The following is a 1,710-nucleotide window of genomic DNA, read 5'->3' as shown; positions in this document are numbered from 1 at the left end:
CTGTGGGGCTGGTCGGGTGCGGGGGCGTTTCACGGGGTCGGTACTCTGAGCCCGCCGACAGACCCATCCATCCCGCTAGGAGTTGCCGCCGCCGTGAGCAGCAGCCTTCGACGCGGCGCCCTCGCCGCCAGCTCTCTCGCGCTCTCGATCGCGTCCCTGACCGCCTGCGGGGCCGGGCCGAACGCGCAGAGCCTGAACATCAACCCCGACAACGCCTCGGCCCAGGTCGACGAGATCGAGGTCCAGAACGTCAACGTCGTCACCTCCGAGGACGGCTCCGGCCCCGCCTCCGTCTCGGCGCGCATCTTCAACGGCGGCACCGAGGACGAGACGCTGGAGTCCATCACGGTGGACGGGCAGCGCGTGGAGCTGAGCCCGGCCGAGGGCGAGCAGGAGCTGACCGTTCCCGCGGGCGGCTCCCTGGCGCTCGGCGGTGAGGGCCACGCGTCCGCGATCATCGACGACCCCGAGCAGGCCGGCATCGAGGCGGGGAACGCCCAGCCGCTGGTCTTCGAGCTCAGCTCGACCGGCCGGGTGGAACTGCGCGCCACCGTCGTCCCGGCCGAGGGCACCTGGAAGGACTTCGGCCCCAGCGGCGCCCCGGCGCCCACGGAGTCCGGCCTGCCCGACCCGGGCGCCTCCCCCACCGAGACCCCGGGCGCGCCCGAGGAGGACGACGCGGACCCCCAGGACCCGGGCTCCAACGACAGCGGTGACGACGACACCCAGGGCGAGATCGGGAACTCCCAGGAGGACGGCGGCACCGAGGACACCGGGGGGCAGTGACCCCCGTCCCCGGCCGGCGCGCGAACGCCGGCCGGGGGCACGGACGAGGGTGGGGGCCGCTCCTGATCGGGGGGCGGCCCCCACCCTCGTCGTACCGTGCCGGACGCCGCCGCACCGGATCCCGGGCGCGGCGGCGTCCGGCACGGCCCCGTCATGGGCCGGTCACGGGCCCGTCAGGGCTCGAACTTGTAGCCCAGCCCCCGTACCGTCACCAGGTATCGGGGCGCGCTCGGGTCCGGTTCGATCTTGGCACGCAGCCGCTTGACGTGCACGTCCAGCGTCTTGGTGTCGCCCACGTAGTCGGCGCCCCAGACCCGGTCGATGAGCTGCATACGGGTCAGCACGCGCCCGGCGTTGCGCAGCAGCATCTCCAGCAGGTCGAACTCCTTCAGCGGCAGATCGACCTTGGCGCCGGAGACCGTCACCACGTGCCGGTCCACGTCCATCCGCACCGGACCGGCCTCCAGCGCCTGCGGGGCGGCCTCCTCCGGCTCGCCGCGCCGCCGCAGCACGGCCCGGATCCGGGCCACCAGCTCGCGGGAGGAGAAGGGCTTGGTCACGTAGTCGTCGGCCCCTATCTCCAGGCCGACGACCTTGTCGATCTCGCTGTCCTTGGCGGTCACCATGATGACCGGCACGTTCGAGCGTCCGCGCAACTGCCGGCACACCTCGGTGCCGGGCAGCCCCGGCAGCATCAGGTCGAGCAGCACCAGATCGGCGCCGTTTCGCTCGAACTCCTCCAGCCCGTCCGGGCCGGTGGCCGCGATGGCCACCTCGAAGCCTTCCTTGCGCAGCATGTACGACAGTGCGTCGCTGAACGATTCCTCGTCCTCGACGACGAGCACTCGGGTCACGGGAGGACCTCCGGGGCGGGATCAGGGTGGTGATCGATGGGGTCGTGGGGGGTTCTGCGGGTCCCGCGGG

The 1,710-nt window shown here is 72.9% G+C and carries 2 protein-coding genes; one reads left to right on the top strand and one right to left on the bottom strand.

Features of this window, described 5'->3' with window-relative positions:
• The first annotated feature begins 93 nt into the window (after positions 1-93).
• Entirely contained in the window at positions 94-786 is a 693-nt protein-coding gene (locus tag L7D48_RS28595) for a DUF461 domain-containing protein (protein ID WP_237883976.1), read from the top strand.
• A gap of 173 nt (positions 787-959) precedes the next feature.
• Here the strand turns inward: L7D48_RS28595 and L7D48_RS28590 are convergent, their stop codons facing one another.
• Positions 960-1,640 (bottom strand): response regulator transcription factor, encoded by a 681-nt coding sequence (locus L7D48_RS28590; RefSeq protein WP_093658825.1) that lies wholly within the window; start codon positions 1,638-1,640, stop codon positions 960-962.
• Positions 1,641-1,710: the final 70 nt, after the last annotated feature.

The sequence above is a fragment of the Streptomyces sp. ICN903 genome, assembly GCF_022015835.1.
GTDB lineage: Bacteria > Actinomycetota > Actinomycetes > Streptomycetales > Streptomycetaceae > Streptomyces > Streptomyces fenghuangensis.
Note: the sequence above shows the minus strand (reverse complement) of the source record. Positions and strands in the feature narration are given on the sequence as shown.